General features: G+C 69.4%; 20 protein-coding genes, 1 tRNA gene and 1 other RNA gene. 12 read left to right on the top strand and 10 right to left on the bottom strand.

Annotated features, from left to right (window positions below):
* Positions 1-7 precede the first annotated feature (7 nt).
* On the bottom strand, positions 8-493 hold the full coding sequence (locus tag DFR69_RS15190) for a DUF309 domain-containing protein (RefSeq protein ID WP_110038145.1): 486 nt from the start codon (positions 491-493) through the stop codon (positions 8-10).
* A gap of 430 nt (positions 494-923) precedes the next feature.
* On the opposite strand from DFR69_RS15190, the gene DFR69_RS15195 reads away from it, so the two are divergent.
* Positions 924-1,121, top strand: coding sequence for a DUF397 domain-containing protein (locus tag DFR69_RS15195; RefSeq protein WP_232996102.1), 198 nt, complete (start codon positions 924-926; stop codon positions 1,119-1,121).
* A gap of 85 nt (positions 1,122-1,206) precedes the next feature.
* Positions 1,207-2,607 (top strand): wax ester/triacylglycerol synthase domain-containing protein, encoded by a 1,401-nt coding sequence (locus DFR69_RS15200; protein ID WP_167456267.1) that lies wholly within the window; start codon positions 1,207-1,209, stop codon positions 2,605-2,607.
* Here the strand turns inward: DFR69_RS15200 and DFR69_RS15205 are convergent.
* Together DFR69_RS15205 and DFR69_RS15210 are read right to left on the bottom strand one after the other, a co-directional pair.
* Positions 2,604-3,068 carry a helix-turn-helix domain-containing protein gene (locus DFR69_RS15205; RefSeq protein ID WP_110038148.1) on the bottom strand — a complete coding sequence of 155 codons (465 nt, stop codon included), beginning with the start codon at positions 3,066-3,068 and terminating at the stop codon, positions 2,604-2,606. The genes DFR69_RS15200 and DFR69_RS15205 overlap by 4 nt on opposite strands.
* Before the next feature lie 266 nt (positions 3,069-3,334).
* Complete coding sequence (locus DFR69_RS15210; protein ID WP_110038149.1) at positions 3,335-3,979, bottom strand: helix-turn-helix domain-containing protein; 645 nt, start codon at positions 3,977-3,979, stop codon at positions 3,335-3,337.
* A gap of 346 nt (positions 3,980-4,325) precedes the next feature.
* Here DFR69_RS15210 and DFR69_RS15215 point away from each other — a divergent pair, with 346 nt between their 5' ends.
* A complete protein-coding gene (locus DFR69_RS15215) occupies positions 4,326-5,762 on the top strand; it encodes a threonine/serine exporter family protein (protein WP_110038150.1) in 1,437 nt (478 codons plus the stop codon).
* Position 5,763: 1 nt separating this feature from the next.
* Here the strand turns inward: DFR69_RS15215 and DFR69_RS15220 are convergent, their stop codons facing one another.
* From DFR69_RS15220 to DFR69_RS15230, 3 genes are all read right to left on the bottom strand, one after another.
* Entirely contained in the window at positions 5,764-6,180 is a 417-nt protein-coding gene (locus tag DFR69_RS15220) for a DUF5994 family protein (RefSeq protein WP_110038151.1), read from the bottom strand.
* Positions 6,181-6,437: 257 nt separating this feature from the next.
* Positions 6,438-6,525: transfer RNA gene (locus DFR69_RS15225), tRNA-Ser, on the bottom strand.
* Between the two features lie 66 nt (positions 6,526-6,591).
* The gene (locus tag DFR69_RS15230; RefSeq protein ID WP_110038152.1) at positions 6,592-7,563 is read right to left on the bottom strand and encodes a hypothetical protein; all 972 of its coding nucleotides are present in this window, start codon (positions 7,561-7,563) and stop codon (positions 6,592-6,594) included.
* Positions 7,564-7,726: 163 nt separating this feature from the next.
* Here DFR69_RS15230 and DFR69_RS15235 point away from each other — a divergent pair, with 163 nt between their 5' ends.
* The 3 genes from DFR69_RS15235 to DFR69_RS15245 all read left to right on the top strand — a co-directional run bounded on the left by DFR69_RS15235 (position 7,727) and on the right by DFR69_RS15245 (position 9,853).
* Positions 7,727-8,302, top strand: a complete 576-nt coding sequence (locus tag DFR69_RS15235) for a TetR/AcrR family transcriptional regulator (RefSeq protein WP_308633186.1) — start codon at positions 7,727-7,729, stop codon at positions 8,300-8,302.
* A gap of 14 nt (positions 8,303-8,316) precedes the next feature.
* Positions 8,317-8,411, top strand: an RNA gene (ffs, locus tag DFR69_RS15240) — signal recognition particle sRNA small type.
* 149 nt (positions 8,412-8,560) lie between these two features.
* Positions 8,561-9,853, top strand: coding sequence for an aspartate aminotransferase type Ic (locus tag DFR69_RS15245; RefSeq protein WP_110038154.1), 1,293 nt, complete (start codon positions 8,561-8,563; stop codon positions 9,851-9,853).
* Positions 9,854-9,898: 45 nt separating this feature from the next.
* Here the strand turns inward: DFR69_RS15245 and DFR69_RS15250 are convergent, their stop codons facing one another.
* Positions 9,899-10,705 (bottom strand): methyltransferase domain-containing protein, encoded by an 807-nt coding sequence (locus DFR69_RS15250; RefSeq protein WP_110038155.1) that lies wholly within the window; start codon positions 10,703-10,705, stop codon positions 9,899-9,901.
* A gap of 76 nt (positions 10,706-10,781) precedes the next feature.
* Between DFR69_RS15250 and DFR69_RS15255 the strand changes: the two genes are divergently transcribed.
* From DFR69_RS15255 to DFR69_RS34460, 4 genes are all read left to right on the top strand, one after another.
* Positions 10,782-11,360, top strand: coding sequence for an HhH-GPD-type base excision DNA repair protein (locus DFR69_RS15255; RefSeq protein WP_110038156.1), 579 nt, complete (start codon positions 10,782-10,784; stop codon positions 11,358-11,360).
* A 105-nt stretch (positions 11,361-11,465) separates the two neighbouring features.
* Positions 11,466-12,164, top strand: coding sequence for a DUF8020 domain-containing protein (locus DFR69_RS15260; RefSeq protein ID WP_110038157.1), 699 nt, complete (start codon positions 11,466-11,468; stop codon positions 12,162-12,164).
* Positions 12,165-12,511: 347 nt separating this feature from the next.
* On the top strand, positions 12,512-13,798 hold the full coding sequence (locus DFR69_RS15265) for an ROK family transcriptional regulator (protein ID WP_110038158.1): 1,287 nt from the start codon (positions 12,512-12,514) through the stop codon (positions 13,796-13,798).
* A 130-nt stretch (positions 13,799-13,928) separates the two neighbouring features.
* Entirely contained in the window at positions 13,929-14,084 is a 156-nt protein-coding gene (locus DFR69_RS34460; protein WP_167456242.1) for a hypothetical protein, read from the top strand.
* Here the strand turns inward: DFR69_RS34460 and DFR69_RS15270 are convergent.
* Positions 14,071-15,693: a DUF2207 family protein gene (locus DFR69_RS15270; RefSeq protein ID WP_110038159.1), complete on the bottom strand. Its 1,623-nt coding sequence runs from the start codon at positions 15,691-15,693 to the stop codon at positions 14,071-14,073. The two genes, DFR69_RS34460 and DFR69_RS15270, sit on opposite strands and share 14 nt — an antisense overlap.
* A gap of 278 nt (positions 15,694-15,971) precedes the next feature.
* Between DFR69_RS15270 and DFR69_RS15275 the strand changes: the two genes are divergently transcribed.
* Both DFR69_RS15275 and DFR69_RS15280 read left to right on the top strand, forming a co-directional pair.
* A complete protein-coding gene (locus DFR69_RS15275; RefSeq protein ID WP_110038160.1) occupies positions 15,972-16,883 on the top strand; it encodes a neutral zinc metallopeptidase in 912 nt (303 codons plus the stop codon).
* A gap of 96 nt (positions 16,884-16,979) precedes the next feature.
* Positions 16,980-18,020 (top strand): neutral zinc metallopeptidase, encoded by a 1,041-nt coding sequence (locus DFR69_RS15280; RefSeq protein ID WP_244198261.1) that lies wholly within the window; start codon positions 16,980-16,982, stop codon positions 18,018-18,020.
* 3 nt (positions 18,021-18,023) lie between these two features.
* Here DFR69_RS15280 and DFR69_RS15285 read toward each other — a convergent pair whose 3' ends face one another.
* Both DFR69_RS15285 and DFR69_RS15290 read right to left on the bottom strand, forming a co-directional pair.
* A complete protein-coding gene (locus DFR69_RS15285; protein ID WP_110038162.1) occupies positions 18,024-19,304 on the bottom strand; it encodes an ammonium transporter in 1,281 nt (426 codons plus the stop codon).
* A gap of 79 nt (positions 19,305-19,383) precedes the next feature.
* Positions 19,384-20,211, bottom strand: a complete 828-nt coding sequence (locus DFR69_RS15290; RefSeq protein WP_110038163.1) for a hypothetical protein — start codon at positions 20,209-20,211, stop codon at positions 19,384-19,386.
* Between the last annotated feature and the right edge of the window lie 253 nt (positions 20,212-20,464).

Below are 20,464 nucleotides of genomic sequence, written 5' to 3' on the forward strand. Positions count from 1 at the left end.
CACCATCCTAGGTGGGCTCCCGGCGCAGCCGGGGCCGCAGCCGGTCGTCGGGGATGGGGGCGCCCGCGTCCAGCGCGGCGAGCAGGTCCTGCGCGTGGGCGATCAGGCCCGCACGGTCGACATCGTGCTGCTGCGCATTCGCCGGATAGGCGCCGAGTCGCTCGCCGGCGCGGCGCAGGAGCGTACCCGCGCCCTTGGTGTTGCCACGCTGGATGTGCGTGATGCCGACGGCGTACTGGGCCAGGCCCTGCCAGAGCATCCGCTCGGCTACCGGCCCGTTCTTCCATGCCGCCTCCAATACCTCGTGGGCGTTGAATGCCAATCCGTCGTCCAGCAGTTGCTGAGCGAAGGTGAGAGTTTGCTGGGGGCCGAGCTCGAGATCGTCCGGAATTCGGGCGACTCCGGCACTGCCGGGTGGCAGGGGCCGACCGAGTCGGTCTCGAGGGCGGTCGTTGCGGGCACGACCTGCGGCATCGCGGTCACGGGAGATCATTCCTCCATGATCCACACGGCATGCCCGTGGTGCGCACGGGGCGCTTGGGACGGGTGAGAGTTTGACGTATCACGGACTAATCACATGGAAGTAATTGTTGATGTGTCAGCCGGATATGGAATGGGTATAGGGCTCCGGCAATGCCCCCGCAAACGTGAAGCTTCGCAAGGTTGGCAAACCTGTATGAGAAAGCAAATTCTCATCCGCAAACTTGCGGAAGACCTGCTAGTGTTTCTTCCGCGGGGGCAGCCCCCGGAGGCGGAAAGCCTCGATGCGCTGGTTCGTGCCGGTCGGTTGCGCGCACCGTGTGACAGTGCTGTGTCTGTCACGAAGTAACTCGTCGATCGCGCCGGATTTCGGAATGTGGCAACGATTCCTGGAGTAATCCCGTTCTCGATCATGCAAAGGAGTAAGTGCCGTGGAGGTTGATGTGACGGACGCTGTGTGGCGGAAGAGCAGCTACAGCGGACCCGACGGGAACTGTGTCGAAGTCGCGTTTCTCGCCGGTGGCGATGTCGCGGTCCGCGACACCAAGGACCGCGGCCGCGGCCCCATCCTCGCCTTCGGTTCGGGGGAGTGGCGGGCCTTCTTAGCGGATGTGGCCGCGGGAGAGTTCGCGCGCGGCTGAACCGCACGATGCGCCTCATGAAGGCAGCACGGGCCCCGGGTCGGTAGGACTCGGGGCCTTCTCTGTGGTGACCTATCGTGGCCGGATGACCTCGATGGCGCCGCGCGACGCGACCATGTTCTGGCTGTCCCGCCGCACCGCCAACGACATGTTCCTGCTTTACTGCTTCGCCGAAACCGGCTCGACCACAGCCGAACTCCGCGCCTTCGTGGCAGCGCGGGCGGCGACCATTCCGGATCTGCGGATCCGGCTGCGCGAGATTCCCGGCAACCTCGGCTATCCACGGTGGGAGTCCGCCGAATTCACGCCCCAGCAATTCGTCGTGCATCGCCCCGACGACGCGGCATGGCCCACCTTGCTCGACCGGGTGGGCGAACTTCTGGGCACCGGCGTCGATGCCACCGAATCCCCTTGGCGTATCCATGTTTTCCGCGGCGTGCGCGATGTGCCGAACGCCACGGGGCCCGCTCTCGTCGTGGTGCTCCAGCTCTCGCACGCCCTCGCCGACGGCACGCGGGCCGCGGCGATCGCGCGGTCACTGTTCGCCGCGGACACCGAAGTTGTCCACAGCCTTCCCGGGATGCCTGTGGACAACTCGACAGATCGCCCGGTCGGACCTGTGAAAACTCGGCTGGTGCCTGTGGATTACTGGGGACAGATCTGTGGATTGCTTGGCGCACTTCGCCTTCCCGGGCAGGTGCTGCGGACGGCGCGACGCGGCCGAGCCGCCTATCTGGCGCAGCGGGAACTGGCCGAACGCACTGCGGCGGGGGAGGTTCCCGCACCGACGCCGGGCTTCGCGCCCACACCGCTCAATCCCGCGGCGCCGGTCGGCGTGCTCGCGCATCGGGTTCGCCTGCTCGTCCTCGACCGGTCAGCGCTGCGCGTCCCCGGGCGCACCGTGACTGTCGTTGCGCTGACCGCTGTTTCGCGGGCGATGGCCACCTACCTGGCCGAGCGCGGCGAGCCGGCGGACCGCCTCGGGGCCGCGCTCCCGATGGCCGTCCCGGCCGATGGACAGGCCCGCAACAGCTACCGCGGCCTCTCGATCGACCTGCACGTCGACGAACCCGATCTCGCCCGTCGCGCCGCCCTGATCGCCGCCGACCTCGCCACCCGCCGTGCGCGTGCGCTGAATCCGCTGCTGGCCGTGCAGGGCTGGGTCACCGAAGCGGTCCCGGCGCTGCTGACCGCCCGCGATGTCGCGCGCGCCGACCTCGACGTGGTGCCCGAGACCATCGACGGCAACACCGTGCTCTCCAGCGTCTACCGCGGCCCCGCCGACCTCGCCTTCGCCGGCGCGCCCGTGCTGTTCACCGGCGGCTTCCCCGCCCTCGGTACGGTCATGCACCTGACCCATGGGCTACACGGCATCGGCGAGACCATCACGCTGTCAGTGCATTTCGACGCCGCGGTGCTGGCCGATCCGGACCGCTACCTGGCCCTGCTCGCCGCGGCGCTGGACGAGGTCGTCGCGGCGCGCTAGTCGCGGGCCCGGCCGAGTTCGCGGCCGATGGCGCGCAGCGCCGAGTGCAGCGCCGTCGCCGGATCGGTGCCCGCCGCCTCGCCTTCCACGACGCCGTCGATGCGGAACGGGCAGAAGTAGCCGGTGTCGCCGCGGTGGGGGTGGCCGATCTCGATGAGTGGCCGGGCGGCGCCGAGCCCGTTCGCGATCGCCGCCACCAGCGCGGAGTCGGCGGCGCGCGGATCGCGGCGCCGGGTGGCGGGCAGCACGGGCACGGTCTGCGCGTGGATCCGCTCGTACCAGGCGATGACCTCGGAAGGCGCTGCGCGCGTGCCGGTTTCGTAGTGACCGAGTGCGGCCCTGCTGTACGGGACGCGGGTGGCCAGCGCGGTCAGCGATAGTCCGGCCTCTTCACGCAGTTGCCGCAATCGCGCACCGACGACGGTCGTCGCGCCGTTCCCCTGCTCGCCCCGACTGGACATGGACCCATCGTAGAGAACTGTAGACGTTTGTAGACGCTTTTTGCTGTCCAAAAGGTCTTGACGGCGACCATACTTTTCTCCGGCGGCTTCGACACCACCATACGCGCCACCCGTGCAGGCATCGACTGGTTCGGAGGGGAACAGATGGATATCTACCTGTGGATTGGTGTGGGACTGTTCGTATTCGGCGCGTTGATCCGCTTCCTGCTACTCCTCCCGCCCACCGACGACGACCGTCCCACGGTGGGCGAGATCTACCGGCGGCTTCAGGCCGAACGCGGGCTGCGCGGCCAGGACTCGACCGCGCCGTCGGTGCGGACCAGCTCGGAGAGCAGGTCCTCGGCGTCGGAGCGCTCGCGCGCCAGCGCGCTCCAGCCGCGCACGACGCCGTCCTCGCCGGATTTCGTCGTCCACGAGCCGACCGCATGAGCGCCCTGGGGGTGCAGCGAGTAGTAGATGCTGCCGATCGGCCAGGAGACGTCCATGCCGCGGACCCACCCGGTGAGCGCGTCGCCGTCCCACACCCGCATCTCGCCGCGCATCTTCGCGGCCGGATCGTCGTGCGCGGCAGTGGGTTCGGCGTCCGCGTCGATGAGCAGGTGGTCGCCCTCGTGCCGGATCGTCACCGGCGTCACCTCGACCTGCTCACCGTGTTGCGCCGCTTTCTGCCAGGCTGCCCACCACCGGCCCGCCAGGTCGATGCGGTTGTCGACGATGCCCGCCAGCTCCGCGAGCGAGATCTGCAGCGCCTCGGCCAACCGGATCGCCACCGGCAGCGTCGGCGACTGTTCCTCCGACTCGTACCTGGTGATCTGGCGCGAACTGACCCCGATCGCGGTGGCCAGCGCGGGCTGCGACAGCCCGAGCAACCGCCGCCGCTCCTGGATCACCTTCCCCGTCCCGGTGTTCATACAGCTATCGCCTCCATCGCCGGCCCCTACCGTCACACCCTGTTCGACACGTCAACCCCGGACCCGCCGTCATCGCGCGCCGCGATCCTGGCTCGCGAAGAGTACTGGCGCCGCGCACATGCCGACTGCGTCGCCGATTCTCCCATCTCTTCGCTCCAGCAGGCCCGTTTCGTGCTGACTGCGCACGACGGGTGCGGTCCGCGCTGTCTGCAGCACCTCGCGGCCACGGCCTACAGCACCGGTTTGATCGAGGACATCTGACTCACCGACGCGCCGTGACACGACGACACGTTGACGAACTTGTTGCAGAAGGATGATCCGCACCGCACGCCGTTACGGTCGACATATGAGTACGGACGCGATGGTGGACGGCGAGGAGCGCCCCAGCCTGTGGCACCGGTTGCGATTGCGCCGACCCTTCTTCATTCTGCCCGCCCAGCGCGCCACGGCCGACAACATCACGGCGGCGCCCGCGCCGCTGCGGCCGATCGACCTCAGCGACGACGCCGAGGTGTCGCAGGTGCTCGACCTGGCGGTGCGGGTCGGCGAGGTGGTGCTGGCCGCGGGCACGGGTGTCACCGACACCGAGGCGCAGGTGCGCTTCATCGCCTCCACCTACGGCCTGGACAAGTGCGATATCGACGTCACCTTCGACGCGATTCGTATCACGGCCGACCGCGGCACGCTGCTGCCGCCGGCCAGCGACATGCGGATCGTGAAGTACCGGTCCCTCGACTTCACCCGGCTGGCCGCCGTCGACCGGCTCACCCGCCTGATCCGCGCCTTCGTCGTCCCGGTCGATCAGGCGCACGCGGCGCTCGACGAGATCGTCTCCACCCGCCACCCGTATCCGCGCTGGGTGTCGACGGCGGGTTGGTCACTGCTGGCGGCGGCGATCGCGGTGCTGCTCGGCGGCGGCGCGGTCCTGGCGATCATCAGCTTCGCCACGACCGCGCTGATCGACGTGGTCAACCGGGCGCTGCATCAGCTCGGTCTGCCCATCTTCTTCCAGCACATGGTCGGCGGGGTGATCGCGGCCGCGCCCGCGATCGCGCTGTCGGCGTTCGACGAACACTGGCAGGCCGACGCGGCCCTGATAGTCGCGGCCGGGATCACCGTGTTGCTCAGTGGGCAGCAGCTCGTCGGTTCCGTTCAGGACGCCATCACCGGCGCGCCGATCACCGCCGCGGCCCGCATGCTCGAAGTGGTGATGATGACCGGCGGCATCGTCGCGGGTATCGGCCTGGCCCTGCGGGTTTCGACGATGGTCGGGATCAAGGTGCCCGAGATCGCGGCCAGCGCCGGACGCGACACCGAGTATCTGGCGATCAAGGTCGCCGCCGGTGCCGTCGCCGCGATCGCCTTCGCGATGGCGTGTTACGCCGAGCGCAGGGCGTTGTTCGCCGCCGGGCTCAGCGGCGCGGCGGGCACCGTGGCCTTCCTCGTCGCCCAGGACATCGGGTTCGGGCCGGTCGTCGCCTCCGGCATGGCGGCGACGCTGGTCGGCCTGGCCGGTGGTCTGATGGCGCGCCGCGCGCTCACGCCACCGCTGGTCGTCGCGGTCGCCGGTATCACGCCGCTGCTACCGGGTCTGAAGGTGTACCGCGGTCTGTACGCGCTGCTCGAGGACGAGACGCTGCTCGGCTTCGGGCAGATCCTCGGCGCCTTCGGTGTGGGCTGCGCGCTCGCCGCCGGTGTCGTCCTCGGTGAGTGGTTCGACCGTCTGATCGCCCGTCGCGGTACGCCCCGCGACTTCGACCCGACCTACACGAGCGACCGGTGAACTAGGTCTGGACGAGGGTGCGTGGCCCGTCGGCGGCGGTGTCGGCGGGCGCGGGGTCCTGGATGCGTGGCTTGCCCGCGGCCCAGCGCATCTGGCTGCGGGCAGCGGCGGCCTCGGTCGCCGCGGGGATCACCAGCAGCGCCAGGGCGGCGTCGTTGCTGCCGACCAGGTGCATGATCTGCGAGACCTGGTCGGTGGCGCCGGATTCGAGGGCGTTCCAATCGAATCCGAGCCGGGCGAGCTTGCCGATCCGCGGCGCGACGGCCTGCACCAGCTGGTGCAGTTCGGTCATCGGCTGGTCGGTGCGCGGCCACCAGGCGCCGTCGATCGGGCCGGTGGTGGCCGTGCGATCACGCAGCATCAGCCGGATCGGCCCGGCCGCGTCGCGGCCGATGCTCGTGTCAGGTGATGTATTCACTGTGTCGGTGTTCTTTCTGAATTCCGGGGGCGCGGTCGACGAGACATCGACCGGCGCACGCCGTCCGTTTACGGACGGGCACTGGGTCTGGGTACCCACTCGACTGTGTCGGCACGCACACTCGAGCGGCGACATCAGGTGAGTGGAAGCGGTGGGGGTCTCCCGCACTGTCGTGGGTCACTCTACGGACGCCCACCGACAGATCCACCGATCAAACAAACAGGGCCCCGACCGGCGAACCGATCAGGGCCCTGCTGTGGCGGAGGATAGGGGATTTGAACCCCTGAGGGCGTTAACCCAACCCGCGTTCCAGGCGAGCGCCATAGGCCACTAGGCGAATCCTCCGTGGAGCAGCATAGCGGGTGGCAGGGGGCCGATGCCAAACCGGCCCCCGGGCAGGCGCCCTACCAGCTACTTCTTCAGCGCGGCCAGGACCTTGCGGACCTGGTTCTCGCAGACGGTCTGCATGGCGGCCCGCTCGAAGCTGCCCATCTTGGAGACGTCCAGCTCCACCTTCACCGAGATGTTGCTGTCGTGGGCGGCCACGATGTAGGAGTAGTCGTTCGGCAGCGAGCTGTAGGTCTGCTGCTCGATCGCGTAGTAGGCCTCGGAACCGAGTCCGGTCACCGGGCCGTTCTCGTAGCCCTTGCCGGTGGTCTTGGTGTCGTAGCCCTTCCAGCGGGCGTAGTCGGATTCGCCGGTGCCGCTGGACTTGAACTCGACCTCGAGCGACAGGCTCGCCTCGTTGCCGGAGCGGCCCGACTCCTTGTTCTTGGCATCGCAGTCGTAGGAGCCGCCGCCGATGTACTCCGACGGGCCGCGCTCGGTGTGCGTGGTGGTCTCGCGGGTGGTCGACCACTGGTTGAGCACGGTCAGGTCCACCAGGTCGCAGGCGTTGATGCCGTCCTTGAAGGCGTAGTCGCCCGCCCACTCGGACGAATCGGGGCCGAACGGGTTGGGGTCGTCCTCGGTGCTGTTGACCAGCACGACCAGCCCGAGGATCAGCACCGCGACCACGGCGATCGAGCCGCCGACGATCCACCAGACCACCTTGTTGCCCGAGGACGGCGGCCGGGGCGGCGCGCCCCACTGCTGCTGGGGCGGCATCGCCGCGTAGGGCTGGGGCTGTGGTTGCGGCTGCGCGTAGTAGTTCGGCGGCGGCGTGCCGCCGGCCTGGGCATAGGGGTTGACCTGCTGGTACGGGACACTCGTCGACGGATACTGGGCGGGCGGGGCGGTGTAGCCGCCGCCGATGTCGCCGCGCAGTACGGTCGGATCGGCCTGAGCCGGGGTGGCATCGGCACTCGGGCGTTCCCACCACTGCACCGTGGGATCGGACGGCGGGACACCATCGCCGGGCGGCTGCGTATTCGGACCGGTCACGCGCGGAAACCCCTACTTCCGAGTCGTGGGGATTCCCCCTGGCGTCTTTGTCGCACCGATCGTAGCCAGCCCGCCGCGATCCCGGGCACCGACCGTCCAGCTGCCTACACTGGATCCCCGGCCGCCGGTCGCGGTCTCAGCCGAGCGAGAGTGGGTGGAACACATCGTGGGCGCGGCGCGAACTCCCAGGGCGAGATGGATCGAGGAGGGCCTGCAGGTGCTGGCCGCCGACGGTGTCGACGCCGTGCGGGTGGAGGTGCTCGCCAAGCGGATCGGTGTCACCAAGGGCGGGTTCTACGGCTACTTCGCCGACCGAGACGCGCTGCTGCTCGCGCTGCTCGACACGTGGGAGAGCGAAGCCGTGGACCAGGTGCTCGCGCAGGTCGAGCACTTCGACGAGGACCCCAAGACCAAGGCCAGGCTGGCCGGTCTGCTCACCTTCTCCAGCAACCGGCTGCTGCCCATCGACCTCGCCATCCGGGCCTGGGCGCGCCGCGACGAGGCGGTCGCCGAGCGGCTGCGGCGCGTCGACAACCGTCGAATGGCGTTGCTGCGCGAGACGATCGGCGAATTCTGCGATGATCCCGACGAGGTCGAGGCCCGCAGCCTGCTCGCGTTCTGCGCGGTGATCGGCGGGCACTTCCTCGCCGCCGATCACGAGGGCCGCACCCGCCTCGAAGTTCTCACCAAGGCCGCCGACCTGCTGTTCGCGCCCCCCGATCGCCAGTCGCTCCGGTAGCCGCTACACTGGCCGACGGATCCCGCGCGGCGCGCATCCTGTGAACTCCCCCAGGGCCGGAAGGCAGCAAGGGTCAACGGGCTCTGCCGGGTGCGCGGGGTCCCCTTAATTCTCTGGGGACCCCCGCCGGATCGTTCCGCCTACGCACCTTCGCAGTGTGCGAGCCGCATCCGGCCCCGGATACCCCACCGATACCGAGCAACCGCCGGGTAACGTGGCGTGTACCCCCCACCTAGCTGCTTCGAAAGGCTGCCCAGGATGCCCCGGCAAACGCAGATCGGTTTGATGAGCCACGCGGAACTCGTGTCCGAGCACGAGTCCCAGACCGCGAACTACGCGACGCTCAAGACCGAGAAGCTCACGCTGGATCTCACCCGAGGTAAGCCGTCACCGGAACAACTCGATCTGTCCGCGGCGCTGCTGTCCTTACCCGGCGACGGCGACTTCCGCGACGGATCGGGCACCGACTGCCGCAATTACGGCGGCCTCAACGGCCTGCCCGAGCTGCGCGCGATCTTCGGTGAGCTGCTCGGTATCCCGGTCGAGAACCTGATCGCGGGCAACAACGCCAGCCTCGAGCTCATGCACGACAACATCGTGTTCGCGATGCTCTACGGCACCCCGGATTCCCCCCGCCGCTGGGCGGCGGAGGACACGATCAAGTGGCTGTGTCCGGCCCCAGGCTACGACCGGCACTTCGCGATCACCGAGGCGCTCGGCATCGAGATGATCACCATCCCGATGAACAACGACGGCCCCGACACCAGGGCCATCGCGGCGCTGCTGGCGAACGATCCGCAGATCAAGGGTCTGTGGGCGGTCCCCAACTACGCCAACCCGACCGGCGCCGTGTTCTCCGAAGAGGTTGTCCGCGAGCTGGTTTCGATGCCCGCGGCCGCACCCGACTTCCGCCTGTTCTGGGACAACGCCTACGCGGTGCACCCGCTCACCGACACCGCGGCGCCGGTGCTCGATGTGCTCGGCATGGCCGTCGCGGCGGGCAACCCGAACCGCCCGCTGGTCTTCGCCTCCACCTCCAAGATCACCTTCGCCGGCGCGGGCGTGAGCTTCTTCGGTGCGTCGAAGGCGAACCTGGACTGGTACCTCGCGCACGCGTCGAAGAAGTCGATCGGCCCCGACAAGCTCAACCAGCTGCGGCACCTGCGCTTCTTCACCGACGCCGAAGGCGTGCGCGAGCACATGCAGAAGCACCGCAGGCTGCTCGAGCCGAAGTTCGCGCTGGTGCGCCGGATCCTGGAGGACCGTCTCGGCGCCTCGAAGGTGGCGTCGTGGACCGAGCCCAAGGGCGGCTACTTCATCAGCCTCGACGTGCTCGAGGGCACGGCGGCCCGGGTGATCGCGCTGGCCAAGGACGCGGGCATCGCGCTCACCGCGGCGGGCTCGGCCTTCCCGTACAGCAAGGACCCCGAGGACAAGAACATCCGCATCGCCCCCTCCTTCCCGCAGCTGCCGGAGCTGGAGAAGGCGATGGACGGCCTGGCCACCTGCGTCCTGCTGGCCGCCACCGAGAAGATGCTCGAGAGTCACTGAGCACACCGGCCGGGCGCGTACTCAGGGTGCGCGCCCGGCTTCGGCTCACTCCGGCTTGTGCGCGAGGACGCCGAACATGGTGACCGAGATGTGGACGTCACCGCGGTCGGCGCCCGTCTGCAGGTCGGCGAGGAGCTGATCGCGGTCGGCGGCGGTGATCACCCCGCGCAGCACGGCCAGCTCGGCGATCCGGCTGACCAGCGCACCGGCCCCCACCCGGCGGTCCTGCACCAGCGCGTGCGAGCCGATCTCGTCGACGACGAGCCCGGCGGAACTGAGCTGACCGGCCAGCTTGCGGCCGGCGAGCGGATTGGTGGTCGAGGAGATCAGCGTGTCGACGACGGCGCCGGCCACCCGGGGATCGCCCGGGTGCACGATCGCGGTCGCCCAGTCGCTGTCGACGACGACCACGCGGCCGCCGGGACGCAACACCCTGGCGATCTCGGCGGCGGCGCGCGCGGGCGCGGTCAGGTGCTGGAACACCCGTTCGCACAGCACCGCGTCGAAGGAATCGGCGCCGAAGGGCAGGCCGTAGGCGTCGCCGGTGGCGAAGGTCGCGGTCGAGCCGCGCTCCTTCGCCCTGCGCTGCGCCGAGGCGAGCAGGTTCATGTCGGGTTCGACGCCGACGGCGGTGCCGGTCGGGCCGACCGCGTCGGCGAAGACGAACACCTCCGATCCGGTTCCCGAGCCGACGTCGAGCGCGCGCTCACCGGGCCGCAGCCCGAGCGCGTCGTGGCTCCAGGCCCGTAGCCTGCGCATTCCCGGTTGGGTGACCTCCAGGTCGTGGGCGTCGATCAGTTGGTCCTTGCCCGCTTGATCGAAGCGGTCAGGGCGAGGGGTGTAGTCGGTCATACTTACCGCCATCGTGGGGGCCTCTGTGCTTGGCATGAAATCAGAGGCTAGTGGTGAAATGTGTCACGATGAATGTATGACTCGTACGCTGTGTCTGGCACAGGACGCCGAGGCCGACGAACTCCTCAGCACCGATGATTTCGCGTTGCTGCTCGGCATGCTGCTCGATCAGCAGTATCCGATGGAGCACGCGTTTCGCGGACCGCGCAAACTCGCCGAGCGTATGGGCGGTTTCGATCTGCGCCGCATCGCCGAGGCCGACCCGGCCGAATTCGAAGAACTCGCCGCCACGCCACCGGCCATCCACCGGTACGGGCGCTCGATGGCGCGCCGAGCCCAGGCGCTGGCTCAGTACGTCATCGAGCACTACGACGGCGTCCCGGCCGAGATCTGGACCAGGGGCGATCCCGACGGGAAAGAGGTGCTGCGCCGGTTGCAGGACCTGCCCGGATTCGGCGCGCAGAAGGCGAAGATCTTCCTCGCGCTGCTCGGAAAACAGCGCGGCGTGCAGCCCGACGGGTGGCGCAAGGCGGCCGGTTCCTACGGCGACGAAGGGTCGCGGCGGTCGGTCGCCGATGTCGTCGACGCCGAAACGCTGTCCGAAGTAAGGGAATTCAAGAAACAGGCCAAGGCCGCGGCGAAGGCCGCCGGATGAATTCCTAGTTACGATCTGGCTGCTTTTTTCCCTCGTCATCGGCGCTGATCTGCCCGAAGCTTTCGTCTCGGATCAGCTTCACCGAGATGAGGGATTGGCAGTTTTATGAAGATGCGAAAGTTCGCCGTGGTCGCGGCGCTGTTGACCGTGGCTACCGGCGTGACTGCCGGTACCGTGCACGCCCAGGCGCCGGAAGAGGTCGCCCCGATCAATTACAAGGCCGAGGTCGTCGACGGTTCGAAGTCGGTCATCACCACCGATGCCGGCTCCCTGGTCGTCGAAGACGGTGTGTTCAAGATCAAGGCCGCCAACGGCGCCACCGTCGCCGGCACCCCGCTGTCGTTCCGTCTCGACGACTACGAGCTCCCGATCGCCGCGGAGATCTCCGGCAACAAGGCCGTGCTGACCCCGCAGCTCGACCCCGCCAAGGCTGTTTACAAGCCCGTCGCCCTGCCGTACGAGGACAAGGCTCCCTGGAAGACGGAGTACGAGCGTGAGCAGGCGGCGTGGTCGCGTCTGACCTCGACCATCTCGCTCGGCGCCTCGATCGGCACCCTCGCGGGCGGCCTCGGTGGCGCGGCCATCGGCTGCATCGCCGGTGCCGCCGCCGGTCTGGTCGCGACGGGTGTCCTGCTGGCCCTGTTCGGTGCCGGCCCGATCGCCGGTTGCGTCGTCGGTGCCACCACGATCGGCGCACTGGGCGTGATCCTGGGCCAGATCTTCGTGACCGCTCCGGTCGCGATCGCTGCCGCGGTGCAGTACTTCACCACGATCAACCAGCCCTTCACCCCGCCCGCCAAGTAACAACCGCGGGATCGCGAGCGCCCCAGCCGGGTCAACCCGGGTGGGGCGCTTTCGCGCCCCCTGGACGGCTGCGCTGACCTGCGGAAATGATGTGCCGCTCGGCACAATCCGCCGGTTCGGCTTGTTGGGGGAGTGGATTCGGTGTTAACTTGATTGTTATGTCCGGCAACCATCTCAGCGCGAAGCGAGTCACTTATGTGACCGCCGCTCTGGGCTTGCGTCTGCCGTTGACGCGCGAACTGTGTCGTTCCTGATGCCGCAGCTGAGCCGTTCCGGCTCGCGGAGCTGCCACGCCACACGTGTCGGCAATCTCGTTGGGACAACGGGATTTCAGCAAGGAACTGCATATGTCTACTCCCATCATCGAACGTCCCGGCACGCGGACGGTTACCGGTCGTCCGCGCGTTTCCCGCCCCGTCGTCGCCCCTGAACTGCGGCGCAGCGACAACCCCGCGGCCGCCGTGCTGCGCACCGCGGTCTCCGGTCCGGTGTCGCGCGACAATGCCGCCCGGGCAACGGGATTGAGCATTGCCACCGTGAATCGCCAAGTGGCCGCGCTGCTTTCGGCCGGGCTGCTGCGCGAGCGCCCCGACCTCACCGCCGCCGGCGCGGTCGGCAGGCCGCGGGTGCCGTTCGAGATCGACCACGAGGCCTATCTGACGCTGGGCATCCACGTCGGCGCCGCCGCGACCAAGATCGTCGCCGCCGATCTGCGCGGCCGCATCCTCGGCGGGCTCGCCATCGCCACCCCGCAGACCGGCCAGGAATTCGCGGTCACCACCGTCGCCCGCAGCGCCAAGGCGTTCCTGCAGCGCTGGCATCGGCGCACGCCGCTGTGGGCGGGCGTTGCCATCGGCGGGCGGGTCGACCCGCACACCGGCGTCGTCGACCATCCCAAACTGGAGTGGCAGGGCGCGCCGATCGGGCAGGTGCTCGGTGATGTGCTCGAGCTGCCGGTCTCGGTCGCGCCGCACGTCGAGGCCATGGCTGCCTCGGAGCTGCTGCTGCCGACCTTCGACGCGCGCAGGCCCGAACCCGCCGCTGACCTGCCGAGCGACCAGCCCGGCAGCAGCCTCTACTTCTACGTCCGCGAGACCGCGGGTATCGCCGTGACCCTGGACGGTCGCGTGCACACGCCGAGCAACGGCCCCGGTTCCATCGCGCACCTGCCCACCGGCTCGGACGTGCAGTGCGGCTGCGGCAGGCGCGGTTGCTTGGAAGTGACCGTCGGCGACCGGGCTCTGCAGGCCCGCGCGGTGGGTCGCGGGATCATCCCGGCCCACAACGGCACCGGCGGCACCACCATCGCCGACCTGTACCGGGCCGCCGAGTCCGGCTCGGCCGGTGCGCGGGAGCTGCTCGCCGAGCGGGCGACCATGCTCGGCCAGACCGTCGCCCTGGTCCGCGACATGCTCAACCCCGACCGCGTCGTCCTCGGCGGCCAGGCCTTCACCGGCTACCGGCCCGCCCTGCCGCACGTGGCCAGGGCATTCCAGCAGAGCACCCAGTTGCCGCCCACCGATATCCGGATCAGCGGGTTCGGCGGCAAGGTCCAGGAGTTCGCCGCCGTCGTCACCTCGCTCAGCGCCCTCTACGCCGACCCGCTCGCGGCGGTCCGGCGCATCGGCGGGTAAGAATCCGCCGCCGGGCGACACCAACAGTGCATGATCGGTGAATCGACCCGGAGGAGCGGTTCGGCGCCCGCCGACGACGTGCGTGCCTGGCGGCGGCGGTGGCTCGAGATGTCGGGGTTCCCGGCGGCGCTTGGCCGAGGCCGTCGTCACCGAGCCCGATGTCGACCTGCACGCGCTGTTGCAGCTGGGCGGGATCATCGTCGACCTGCTGATCGTCGGCGGGTACGGCGATGTGGCGCTGCGCGACTTCGGCCAGGCAGCCCTGAGGTCGGCTACCGCGGGTTGAACGCCCCCTCCAATGCCGTGATGAAGAACGGGAATTGGGCGGCGAAGCGGTGCAGATCGCGGTCGCGGTCGTAGCCGGCGAACCAGTACAGGCCGGGCTGGGAATCGGCCGAGGGGTCCATGTCGCGGAAGACGCGGACCCAGTTGTCGGCGCGACCGCTGATCACCGTGTACGGCAGGGCGCGGGAGAAGACCGTCTCCTGATCGATCGGCGGGATCTGCCGGCGCGTCACGGCGTCCAGGCCGCGCTGCATCGCCCTGATCCGGCCGACGACCGTGTCGCCGAGGGTGGTGCGGGTCGGCAGGTAGGTGGGCAGCAGCACGGCGGCCACGCCTGCCAGCGCGATCGCGACGCCCACCAGGGCGTGGCCCGCCGTCAGCGCCAGCGCGACCGTGGCGCCCGCGCCGAGGACGATCAGCGCGATGCCGATCCAGCGGGGGAGGGCGCGCTGCTTCGGGTCGGCGAAGGCACCGGTGGCGACCGCGTCGTCGCGCATGGCGGCGCGGATCGGCTCCAGCTCGACCCGGCCGGGCGCGCGGAGTTCGCGAACGGCCACGGTGTCGGTGCCCTCGGGGAGCAACATGTCGTAGACGACGCGTTCGTAGTCGCGCAGCTGATCGTCGGGGGCGTTGACGCGGCTGATCCGCCAGTCGTCCTCACCGCGCGCGTTCACCGGCGTGATCCACAGGTAGCGCCGGACGGCGAGATCCACGACGGTCGCGGCGATGTCGACCGGGTCGGCGTGTTCGTCGAGCAGTAGGCCGGCCTCGCCGGGCAGTACGCCGTCGGGGGTGGTGAACTCCACCCGGCCGTTGCGCTGGACGAGCGGATCGAAGGTGTCGCTGCTCGCGATCGCCGCCGCCGCGCGCTTGCGGGCGAGTAGAACGTAGGCGACCATCCCGGCCAGCGCGAGCAGCAGCGCGCCGAACGCGGCGAACACGGGCGTGGTCAGGGCGAAGGGGCTCGTATCACCGCCGCGCACATCGGCATTCGCCTCGACGGTGCCCGGCGGCATCTGCATGGTGAGGTCGATGGCGTCGCCCTTGCGCAGGTCGCGCTGGCTCAGGTACAGCACGCCGTCGGGTTCGACGTGCACATCGGCGCAGGGCTTGGTGTTGCCCGCCGGGCCGAGTTTGCAGTCCACCACGCCCATCTGGAAGCTCGGGCTGATCACCGACACGTCCAGCGCGGCGATGTCGGCGCTCACCACGCCGAGCCAGTGGAACACCTGTGTGCCAGGCGAATCCGAGACCGTGTTGTGCACCGAATAGGTGAACTTGGATTCGCCGGGCTTCGCCTCGACGACGAACTGATCGTTGACGGTCGTCGCGGTGCCCGCACCGGTCGCGCTGACATCGGTGACCTTGAACCGGCGTTCGACATCGTCACCGACCTTCAGGCGCAACGGCAGCGACATCGTGAAGTTGCCGTCGGCCGGCACCCCGATCGTCTCGGTGACCTCGAGCACGCCGGCGTCGGTCAGCGTGAGGTCGGCGGTGATCGTGACACCGGTCGGCGCGGGCTCCGTGTGGGCTACCGGCGCGGCCGCGAGCAGACCCGCCGAAGCGAGCAGCAGCGCGCCTGCGGCGCCCCCCCGAAAAGTCAGCATGGCTGCTTACTCTAGACAGCTTGCTATTCTGCGTCAGCGGCTGTCGGCGACTCACGAGACGAGGGGGTACGGGGGACGTGACCCAACCACCGTACGGTTATGGCCCGGTCGGTCCAGGTGGACGACCGGTTCCGCCGCCCCCTGGGTATGGGCCGCCACCGGGATATCGTCCGCAGCCGGGCTACGGTCCGCAGGGTTATCCACAGCCGCAGGGTTATCCACAGGGTTATGCGCCGCGGCAGGGCTACGGCCCGCCGCCCGGCTACCGGCCGCCGCCGATGCCCTATGGGCCGCCCGGCAGGCCGACTCCGCCGCCGCGCAAGGGCCGCGGCGGGCTGACCTCGCTGTTGCTCGTGATCGTCTTCCTCGTCGTCGGCGGCCTGGTGAAGTTCGCCGTCAACACCGGAATCGACGTCGGGATCGGCGCGATCGGCCCGAAGCCGAGCACCACCTACGAACCCGAACCCGGCACCGCGCCCGCGGCGACCGCCGACAATCCGCTGCTCACCGATGCCGACGGCACCCTGGTCCCCGCCGCCTGCGACTACGCGCCGTGGGGTACCCAGGTGGAGAAGGCGCGCGCGTTCTTCGAATCCGCCGCGACCTGCCTTGAAGCCGCGTGGAAGCCGGTGATGGCGGCGAACAATCTGCCGTTCGAGTCGCCGACGCTGAGCGTCACCGCGACCACGGCGGGCATCACGACCCCGTGCACCGGATCGACGAGCAATTTCGCCGCCTTCTACTGCGCGGCCAACAAGACCATCTACATGCCGATCAGCCAGTTGCAGACCGAGCAGTTCCGCGACAACTGGGTCATCTACCTGTCGGTGTTCGCGCACGAGTACGGCCACCACGTGCAGGCCCAGTCCGGCATCCTGCGCAAGGCCAACAGCGAACGGGTCGACGCTGGCGTCCGCTCGGACAAGGGTCTCGAGCTCTCGCGCCGAGTCGAGTTGCAGGCCAACTGCTTCGACGGCATGTTCATCGCCTCCTCGAAGGGCGGCGGCTCGCTGTCCTCCGGCCAGGTCAACCTGGCCACCAAGGATTCCTACGGCCGCGGCGACGGCCCCGGCGACATGCGCGACCACGGCACCTCCGAGCACGGCGGCCAGTGGTTCGAGGCCGGGCTCGAGCACAATCTCACCGCTCAGTGCAACACCTTCACCGCGTCGGCGAGCGAAGTCAGCTAGCCCGTTGTGAGTATGCCGCCGCGCCCTGGGCCGCCCCATGGCTACCCGCCGCAGCCCTACGGATACCCGCCGCGGCCCTACGGGTATCAGCAGCCGATGCCCCCGCCCTATGGTCGGCCCCTGCCGCCGCCGTATGGCTATGCGCCGCACGGGTATCGGCCGCCACCACCGCGCAAGAGCGGTTGGTTCGGATCGCTGCTCACCGCGTTGACGGTGTGCGGGATCGTCGCCGCGCTCGTGGTGGCCGCCGTCGGCCTGTCGGAGCAGAGCGCGGACAAGCGGGCCGCGACCACCACTCCGCCGAGCCACACCTACAGCTCGAATTCGCCGGTGCCGACGACGAGTTCGGCGCCTACCAGCACCACCTCGCCGCGCACCTCGGCCCGCACCACCGCGCCGACCACGACGAAACCCGCTGGGCCGCAACCGGTGATCGCCCTCGGTCAGCATCCGCTGTTCCGCGACGACGACGCGGGGCTCGGCAATCTGGACTGCGATCTGCCCCGCTGGTCGACCGACGCCGCCGTCGCCAAGGCGTTCTTCGCCGCGGCGCAGGTCTGCCTCGACGAGATGTGGAAGGCAAACCTGGCGGCGGCGAACCTGCCGTTCCGCAGTCCGGGCCTGGTCGTCGCGGTGAATCCGTCGGAGTTGTCCTCGCCGTGCGGCGGGGCGAGCAGCGACGCCTTCTACTGCAGCGCGTCGACCACCATCTACATGTCCACGGCGGGACTGGTGCTCCACAACACCCCGTACCCGCCGATGGAGGCGCTGTCGGTGTACGCGCACGAATACGGCCACCACGTGCAAGGTCTCACGGGGCTGCTGCAGGCCTCGTCGAATCAGCGCCGCGAACAGGGCACCATGTCGGCGGGCGGTCTGGAGACCTCACGCCGAATGGAACTGCAGGCCAGCTGCTTCGGCGGGATGTACATCGGTTCCTCCGAAGCGGGCGGCTCGTGGACCTCGCAGGAGGGCTACGCCGCGGTGAAGCACAACTACAACCGCGGTGACGGCGACGGCCGCCACCGCGATCACGGCACTCCCGAACACAACGGCAACTGGTACAACCACGGCTACACCAAGAACCGCAATTTCGAGTGCAACACCTGGCTCGCCCCCGCGGACGAGGTCAGCTAGCGGTCAGTGCCCGCCGTAGTGCCCCTCGCCGAAGCGGCGCGGCGAACTACCGTGCACCCCTTCGGCATACGCGGTCTCGGCGTGCAGGGCGAAGTCGATGCCGGCGGTCTCGTCCTCCTTGCTCACGCGGAAGCCGATGATCTTGTCGATGCCCTTGCCGAGCACGAACGACACCGCGAACGCGTACGCGGCCACCACGAGCACCGCCACCAGCTGCTTGCCGAGCTGCGCGAGTCCGCCGCCGTAGAACAGCCCGTTCACGCCGCCGGTCATCACCTCGGTGGCGAGCAGGCCGATCAGGATCGTGCCGACGATGCCGCCGACGAAGTGCACGCCCACCACGTCGAGCGAATCGTCATAGCCCGCCCTGTGCTTCCAGCCGACGGCGAACGAACACACGACGCCCGCCGCCAGGCCGACGATCACCGCGCCGAGGGTGTTGATCACGCCGCAGGACGGGGTGATCGCCACCAGGCCCGCCACCGCGCCCGAGGCCGCGCCGAACGTCGTCGGCCTGCCGTCGCGGATCTGCTCGACGAGCAGCCAGCCGAGCATGCCCAGACTGCCCGCCACCAGGGTGTTGAGGAAGACCGCCGCCGCGGTACCGCTCGCGCCCAGCGCCGATCCGGCGTTGAAACCGAACCAGCCGAACCACAGCAGCCCCGCGCCGAGCAGCACGAACGGCAGGTTGTGCGGGCGCATCGCGTCGATGTTGAAGCCGATGCGCGGACCGAGTACCAGCGCCAGGGCCAGTGCCGAAGCGCCGGAAGCGATCTCGACCACCAGGCCGCCCGCGTAGTCGAGCGCGCCGAAGCCGAGCAGCCAGCCGTCGGGACCCCATACCCAGTGCGCGATCGGCGCGTACACCGCGAGCGTCCACAGCGGGACGAAGACCATCCAGCCGGTGAACTTCGCGCGGTCGGCGATCGCGCCGGAGACCAGCGCGGCGGTGAGGATCGCGAAGGTCAGCTGGAAGGTGACGAACAGCAGTTCCGGGATCGTCCCGCGCACGGAATCGGGATTGATCCCGGCCAGGCCCGCGTGTTCCAGGTTGCCGATCAGGCCGCCGCCCGCGTCGTCGCCGAAGGCGAGGCTGTACCCGGCAACCAGCCAGACCACGGTGACCAGCGGGATCGCGATGAAGCTCATCATCAGCATGTTCAGCACGCCGGTCGAGCGCACCATCCCGCCGTAGAAGACGGCCAGCGCCGGCGTCATCAACAGCACCATGGCGGTAGCCGCTAACAGCCAGGCGGTGGCCGCAGGGTCGATCGTTGCGGGCACGGTAACTCCTTCTTCTCCGCGTGAGTGCGTGGAAGGAAATTACCCGACGACCTCCCCGGTCGCGTGGTAGCGGCGGGTACTAGCTGCGGTTTTCCTTCGCCAGCGCCCGGCGGCCGCGCTTGCCGGGGGTGGGGAGGTCGTCGTCGCTGTCGGCGAGCCACTCGGCGGTGACCAGCCAGCGGCGCTGGGCGTGCGCGTCGGCGACGTCGAAGAAGACGCGGCGGCCGCGGTCGTCGCGCACGTCGCGGGCCAGGGCCGCCCAGCTCGGCGGCCTGCCGCGCTCGGCCGCGTGGTCGACGACGAACCCGGCGACCAGCTTGCCGACCGTGTTGACCGGCTTCTGCGACACCCGGTTGCCGTACTTGGTGGTGTGCCAGCGCCGGGCCGGGCACAGCGAACCCGGGTTCGCGTTCGAGGCGATCCAGCCCGCGCGCTGCGCCCGTTCGATCAGCCACAGATGCTTCACGGCCGACGGCGCGATCTCGCCGACCCGCTCGGCGATGAGTTCGGTGATCTCGGCGTCGGCGAGGATGTCGCGGCGGGTGGGACCGATGCCGTGTTCGGTCCAGTGCGCGGCGGCGAGCCTGGCCAGGATGCGGCCGAACTCGTCGATGCTGCGCTGCGCGCGCCTGCCGAGGCGCTCGATCCGCTCGGCCTCGCGGCGCATCTCGTTCTGCGCGGTGAGGGTGCGGATCGCGGCCATGGTCGGCACCTGTCCGCGTTCGAGCAGTTGCAGGATGGCGGCGGCGGTCGCCGGGTCCGCCGCAGCGGCGACGGGCAGCGAATCGCGCTTGATGTCGAAGTCCTGGGGGCTGATCGCCCGGCTCAGCAGGCCGACCGCGGCGTGGTCGCCGGCGAAATCGGTGTGGGCGAGCCAAGCGGCTGCGATGTCATCACACGACAGCACGGTGAAACGTTCCTCCGGTCGGCGGTGGGGGAGCGATACGGTGCGTGAAGGTTGTGCCCCGGTCGGGATGAGGGACCGGCCGGGGTCACCAACCTGATGAAGGTTTGGCCACCGAAGTTGCCGAGATCCACGGTAGCCAGGGGCTTGCGACGCTGTCACCACGGTTGATGGTTTCGTTACTTCCAGAATGTCGGGCGATATCCGGGAGTGAGTATGCATTCTCGGCACAACCAGGATTGATGGCGGCTGACAG

It is taken from the genome of Nocardia neocaledoniensis (assembly GCF_003182135.1).
In the GTDB taxonomy this organism is placed as follows: domain Bacteria; phylum Actinomycetota; class Actinomycetes; order Mycobacteriales; family Mycobacteriaceae; genus Nocardia; species Nocardia neocaledoniensis.